The sequence below is a fragment of the Streptomyces sp. NPDC003943 genome, assembly GCF_053605265.1.
Genome location: NZ_JBSGIW010000170.1, coordinates 1 through 5,881, shown reverse-complemented (window position 1 = coordinate 5,881; position 5,881 = coordinate 1). Strand labels below are relative to the sequence as shown.

The following is a 5,881-nucleotide window of genomic DNA, read 5'->3' as shown; positions in this document are numbered from 1 at the left end:
GGTACGCCGCTGCCGCCGCCTCCGCCGCCGGGCGTGCCCGGTGCGGGTGTGACGCCGCCCGGTGGGGTCGCGCACGCGGCGACGATGCTGGCGCACCCGAGTCAGGGTGGGCCCGGTACGCCGCTGCCGCCGCCTCCGCCGCCGGGCGTGCCCGGTGCGGGTGTGACGCCGCCCGGTGGGGTCGCGCACGCGGCGACGATGCTGGCGCAGCCCGGTCCGGCCGGGCCGCCTCCGCCGCCGGGGCCGGCCCCCGCGCCGGTGAACGCGCCGGCGAGCGCGCCCGCGTACGGCTATCCGCAGCCGCAGCCGACCGGTCAGCCGACCGTCGGCCCGGGCTACCAGGCCGTGCTGCGGTACCGCGCGCCCGACGGCTCGGAGCAGCAGATCATCCGCCGTTCCGCGCCGGGCACGCCGCACCCGGAGTGGCAGATCCTGCACGAGCTGCGCGCGCTGAACGTGCCGCCGCAGCAAGTACTCGAACTGCACACGGAGTTGGAGTCGTGCGAGCTGCCGGGCGGTTACTGCGCGCGGATGATCCGGGAGACCTGGCCGCAGGCGCGGGTCACCAACATCGCGCCGTACGGCCGTGACCACGCGGGCCGCCAGCAGGGCATGCGTCAACTGCTGACGCACCAGGGCGAGTTGCATCAGGTCGCGGACGGCCCGGCGCGCCCCGCGCCGGTGCGGGCGCCGTTGCCGCAGGTGCAGCCGGCGCCGCCGCTGCCGCCGGACGGGGTGGCGCAGGAGCTGGCCGGGGCGTTCGGGCCGGGGATCCTGCGCTTCGACCAGCGCGCGGTGTCCCGGCAGGGCGTGCCGGAGCTGGTGGCGGTCACGCTCCTGTGGGCGGGGCTGCCGGCCGACTTCGGGCCGTTCTTCTGGGCGCAGCCGGCGATGCCGGTGGTGCCGACGCTCGCGGAGCTGGCGGCGCAGCGGCAGGTCCAGCCGGCGCCGGACGCGAGCTCGTATCTCGTCCTGGGTTCGGACTTCGGCCGGGCGATCTGTGTCCAGTACGGGACGGCGAACATCGTGGCCGTGCCGGTGGAGGCCGGGCCGGGCGGGCAGTCGGTGCCGCCGCAGTTCGTGAACTCCGGGCTGCCGGAGTTCGTGCGCTGCCTGGCGCTGCTCGGCCGGATGTGGCGGCTCCGCTTCGGGCTCAACCCGGAGCAGGCGGGCCGGTGGACGGTCGACTTCCAGGCGCAGCTGGCGATGCTGGACCCGGCGGCGCTGTCCTCGCCGGAGAACTGGTGGTCGGTGCTGCTCGAGCAGATGTGGGACGGGCTGCTCTGACCGGCATACGCGCAATGTGACAAAGGGCGCCCGATGTGGACTCACATCGGGCGCCTTTTGTCCGTTCTGGTGGCGTCTCATGCCGCATCCTTGATGTTTGAGGACATAAGGAGTCATGGATGAGCTTCTTCACCGGATCCTTCGGACGCGGGCGCGGTTACCGCCCGGAGCAGGTCGACCGGTACCTGGCCGCGCTCTCCGCCGAGCGCGACGCCGCCTGGGAGCGCGCGGCACGGCTGACCGTGCTCGCCGAGGAGACGGAGGAGGAGGCGGCCCGGCTCCGCGAGGTCGTCGCCGCGCTCGCGCCGCAGCGTTACGAGTCCCTGGGCGAGCGCGCCCGCCGGATCCTGGAGCTCGCGGAGGCCGAGGCCGAGGCGCTCGTACGGGCCGCGGAGGCCGAGGCGCAGTCCTTCGCGGAGGCGGCGGAGGCGGCCGGGCAGGAGGCGGCGGACGCGGCCGGGGCCTACGCGGAGGGCGTGCGGACGGCGGCCGAGTCGGCGGCCCGCGCGAGGCTGGCGGCGGCCGGCGAGCGCGCCGAGTCGATACGTACGGCCGCGCAGCGCGACGCCGACGAGCAGCGCGCCGAGGCCCGTACCGCCTTCGAGGCCACCGAACGCGAGGCCGCCGCGCTCCTCGCGCGGCAGCACGAGGAGCAGACCGCGGCACGCGAGGCGGCCGACCGGGAGGCGGCGGCGCGGGCGGCCGAACAGGACGCCCGGCACGAGGAGTCGGCAGCCCTGGCCGAGGCGCGGCTCGACGAGGCCCGCCGGGCCCTCGCCGAGACCGAGGAGGCCGCCCGGCACGGCCAGGAGGACGCGGAGGCGAAGGCGGCGGCGCTGCTCGCCGAGGCGCGCCTCGCGCAGGAGCGGACCGAGCGCGAGACGGAGCGCGTGCTGCGCGAGCACGAGGAGGCCCGCGACGAGATCCACTCCCACATGGAACACATCCGCGCCTCGCTGGCCGCTCTGACGGGCCGCGTCGCCGGACCCGGGCCCAGCGACGACGAAGAGACCTAGGCGGGGCCCCGCGAGCAGCGAACGGGCCGGTTCGCTCCGCGACGGCAGGGCGCCCTGGGTCGGGTTCGCCGAGCAGTGATCGGGCCGGGTCGCTCCGCGACGGAGACGGCAGGGCGCCCTAGGCGGGGCCCCGCGAGCAGCGAACGGGTCGGCTCGCTCCGCGACGGCAAGGTGTCCTAGGCCGCGCCCGCGAGCAGCGAACGGCCCAGCTCGCTCGCCCGGTAGTACACCTCGCGCCGGTAGCGGTGGCCGCTCACCAGGCCCGTGTCGCGCAGCACCGCCAGGTGCTGCGAGACCGCGCCCGGCGTCAGGCCGGTCTGCGCGGCGAGGGACGTGGTCGTGGACGGTGTGGTGGTACGGGCCAGCAGCTCCGCCCTGCTGCGGCCGAGCAGCCGGGCGAGCCCGTCACCGGCCGCCGCCCCGCGCTCCCACAGCAGCCCCACCGCGCGGGCCGGGTACACCAGGCACGGCGGCGTGCCGGGCCGTCCTGGCAGCAGTGCGCAGCGGGCCGCGAAGGCGCTCGGGGCGAGCGTCAGCCCGGTGCCGTCCAGGATGAGTTCACCGCGGCCGAGCTCCGGCGACTCCAGCCGCTCGCCGGTCCAGCGCAGGTTCGGGTGCAGCCGGGTCAGCACCTCCTGGATGCCGTCCTCGGTCAACTGCCGGGTGCGGTGGGCGAGATCGGCCTCCAGTACGGCCCGGACGCGCGGCCAGTAAGGCCGGACGCCCGTCTCCCACCACGCGCGCAGGGCCTCGCCGCCCGGCCCTACGAGCGCGCCGAGCTCCTCCTCGAACTCGGCGAGCGGGCAGCGCGGCGCCGGGACGGCGAGGGCGGCCGGGAGCGTCGGTCGCGGGAGCGTCAACGCCCGCTTGATCCAAGGGAGATGGAGTGCGTGGCCGCCGGGGTCGGCGACCGCGCGCAGCGCGGCGACCGTCTCCCACAGCGGTGAGATCGCGAACCGCAGCTGGGCGAGATCGTCCGCCCCGAAACGTATGCCGCCCAACAGCCCAGCCCCCCAGCCCCTCCTCCAGGATTTAGCCCAGCGTAAAACAATGGGCGCCGCCCGCGCCGGGTGATGAGGTCCCCCGCATGACCACGACCCTCACCCCCTCACCGCCCCGGCTGCACCGGATCCCGGATTTCCGCAGGCTGTGGATCGGCGACACGATCAGCCAGGCCGGCACGGCGGTCACCGTCCTCGCGCTGCCGCTCGTGGCGATCGGCCCGCTCGGCGCCTCCCCGTTCCAGGCCGGGCTGCTCGTCATGTGCGAGTACCTCGGTTTCCTGCTCGTCGGGCTGCCCGCCGGGGCCTGGGTGGACCGGATGCGCCGGCGCCGCGTGATGATCGTGAACGACCTGGTCCGGGCGGTGCTCCTGGCGACCCTGCCGGCCGCGGCCTGGCTCGGCGTCCTCGGGCTTCCGCAGCTGTACGCGGTCGCGCTCGGGCTCTCCGTCTGCACCGCCTTCTTCGACATCGCGTACCAGAGCCACCTGCCCCGGCTCGTCGACGAGGAACAGCTGGTGGCCGCCAACACGGCCCTGGAGTCGACGCGTACCGTCACGGCCGCCGCCGGCCCGGGCGTGGGCGGCGCACTGGTCGCGGCCGTCACCGCGCCGCTCGCCCTCGTCGTCAACGCGGCCACCTACCTCGGCTCCGCGGTCCTCCTGTCCCGCATCCGCCGCCCTGACCCGCGGCCCGAGGCCCGGCAGGCGGATACCGGGACGACGGAAGCCCGGTCGGCCGGGGTGTGGTCGGCGGGGGCCCGGCTGTGGGACGAGATCGGCGAAGGGCTGCGGTTCGTGTTCCGCACGCCGGTGCTGCGCGGGCTCACCCTCACCGCCGCGATCTCCAACCTGTGCGGCACCGTCGGCGCGTCCATGCTGCTCGTGCTGCTCGCCGGAGAGCTCCGGCTGTCGCCGTTCCTGTGCGGTCTCGTCTTCACGGCGGAGGCGGTCGGCGGCTTCCTGGGCAGCCTGCTGACGGCTCGGGTGGCCCGCCGGTTCGGCGAGCTGCGGGCGATGGCGGGCTCCGTGGCCGTGAGCGGGGTGCTGTGGCTGGCCGCGCTGCCGTTCTTCCAGGCGGACTGGCGGTTCGCGCTCGCGGTGGTGCTGCAGGGGCTCGGCTGGACGGCCTTCATGCCCTTCAAGATCGGTTCGGTGGCGCTCCGGCAGCGGATCTGCCCGCCGGAACTCCTGGGACGGGTGACGGCGACCGTGCGGTTCGTGGTGTGGGGCGGCATGTCGCTGGGCGCGCTGGCCGGCGGGCTCATCGGCGAGCACCTGGGTGTGCGGGCGGCGCTGTGGACGGGCGCGATCGGTGAACTCGCCGCAGTGCTTCCGCTGGTCGTGGGCCGCTTGAGGCGGCGCCGCCGGTGACGTCTGTGCCGCCGCGGGCCGTCTGCGCCGCCGGGCCGCCGGTGAGGTCTGTGCCGCCGTGGGGTGGGTACTCGCCGGGCAGACACCCGGACACGCAAAGGCGGGAAGGGGGTCCGCACAGACGCGGGGGCAGGCCGGGGACCGGCCCGGTTTCGCCCGCACACCCAGCACGCCGAGTCCGGCACGGCCGCCGCCCACGGGCCACCCAGGGAAGGACGACCCGCCGTACCGACCGCAGGAGACCAGCCATGACCACACCCCAGCGCGGCAGCAGCAAGTCGGCAGCACGCGTCGACGACGCCCGCAAGAAGGAAGTGGAGGCCCAGATGAGGGCCGGCCACCCCACGCGGACCGAGGACTGGCGCGACCCCGAGCCCCCGGCGGACGCCCCGCCTTACGAAGAGCCGGAGCGCGAGGAAGGGAAGCGGTGACGATGCCCGAGAACACCTCGCCGGCATCGGACGAGAGCGGACGCGGTGACGAGGTCTACCAGCCGGCCGGCGCGGACAGCGCCAACCGGCCGAGCGGGCCGCTCGACCCCGAGAACGCGCTCGACACCGACCCCGAGGAAGACCCGGAGGAGCCGGGGTACTCCCCGCCCGACCGGGCCTTCTCGCTGACCGGGTACGGCACCACCGTACGAGAAGCGCGCGAGGGCGCACCGCTCGACGAGCGGCTCGCCGAGGAGCGTCCGGACCAGGCGCCGCCGCCCGGCAACGGGGTGGGCGACCTGCCGGACGGCGAGGGCGAGCCGATGGACGAGGAGTCCGGCGCCGTCCGCGCCGGCCGTCTGCTTTCGCCGGACGACCCGGTGGCGGCCGGCGGCGGCACCGCGGTGGACGCCGGGCCCGGGCCCGACGAAGGTGCCGCGCCCGCCGAGGAGGCCGCCGTCCACCGTGACACCGGCATCGACGGCGGCACGGACGCCGCTGCCGACGCCGCCGACGACGAAGCGATATGAGAACGCCGCTCTCGTCGCCACGGAACTGGCCCGGATCTTCCCCGCCTCCGGCGCGGAGCTGATGATGCTGGCCGGCGGTGCCCGGGAGTGCCGGGGCGTCCTGGAGCAGCTGCCGGCCGAACTCCGTCACGTCACCCGGATCAGCCGCCACGGCGGCCGGGCGCCCGGTGCCGACACCGAGCTCCTGACGGCCGACATCGAGGCCGCGCGCCTGGAGTCGACGGCCCTCGGCGTCGAGGCGGC

General features: G+C 75.9%; 7 protein-coding genes. 6 read left to right on the top strand and 1 reads right to left on the bottom strand.

Annotation, left to right across the window (positions count from 1 at the left end; all coding sequences use genetic code 11):
- The coding region (locus ACWEV0_RS35455; protein ID WP_453153931.1) for an SUKH-4 family immunity protein at positions 1-1,287 on the top strand (1,287 nt) is incomplete at its 5' end.
- A gap of 119 nt (positions 1,288-1,406) precedes the next feature.
- Positions 1,407-2,303, top strand: a complete 897-nt coding sequence (locus ACWEV0_RS35450; RefSeq protein WP_453153930.1) for a cellulose-binding protein — start codon at positions 1,407-1,409, stop codon at positions 2,301-2,303.
- A 176-nt stretch (positions 2,304-2,479) separates the two neighbouring features.
- Here the strand turns inward: ACWEV0_RS35450 and ACWEV0_RS35445 are convergent, their stop codons facing one another.
- Positions 2,480-3,304: a DUF5937 family protein gene (locus tag ACWEV0_RS35445; RefSeq protein WP_453153929.1), complete on the bottom strand. Its 825-nt coding sequence runs from the start codon at positions 3,302-3,304 to the stop codon at positions 2,480-2,482.
- 86 nt (positions 3,305-3,390) lie between these two features.
- On the opposite strand from ACWEV0_RS35445, the gene ACWEV0_RS35440 reads away from it, so the two are divergent.
- From ACWEV0_RS35440 to ACWEV0_RS35425, 4 genes are all read left to right on the top strand, one after another.
- Positions 3,391-4,677 (top strand): MFS transporter, encoded by a 1,287-nt coding sequence (locus ACWEV0_RS35440; RefSeq protein ID WP_453153928.1) that lies wholly within the window; start codon positions 3,391-3,393, stop codon positions 4,675-4,677.
- A gap of 248 nt (positions 4,678-4,925) precedes the next feature.
- A complete protein-coding gene (locus ACWEV0_RS35435; protein ID WP_453153927.1) occupies positions 4,926-5,108 on the top strand; it encodes a hypothetical protein in 183 nt (60 codons plus the stop codon).
- A gap of 2 nt (positions 5,109-5,110) precedes the next feature.
- A complete protein-coding gene (locus ACWEV0_RS35430) occupies positions 5,111-5,638 on the top strand; it encodes a DUF5709 domain-containing protein (protein WP_453153932.1) in 528 nt (175 codons plus the stop codon).
- The coding region (locus ACWEV0_RS35425; protein ID WP_453153926.1) for a baeRF2 domain-containing protein at positions 5,574-5,881 on the top strand (308 nt) is incomplete at its 3' end. The genes ACWEV0_RS35430 and ACWEV0_RS35425, both read left to right, overlap by 65 nt.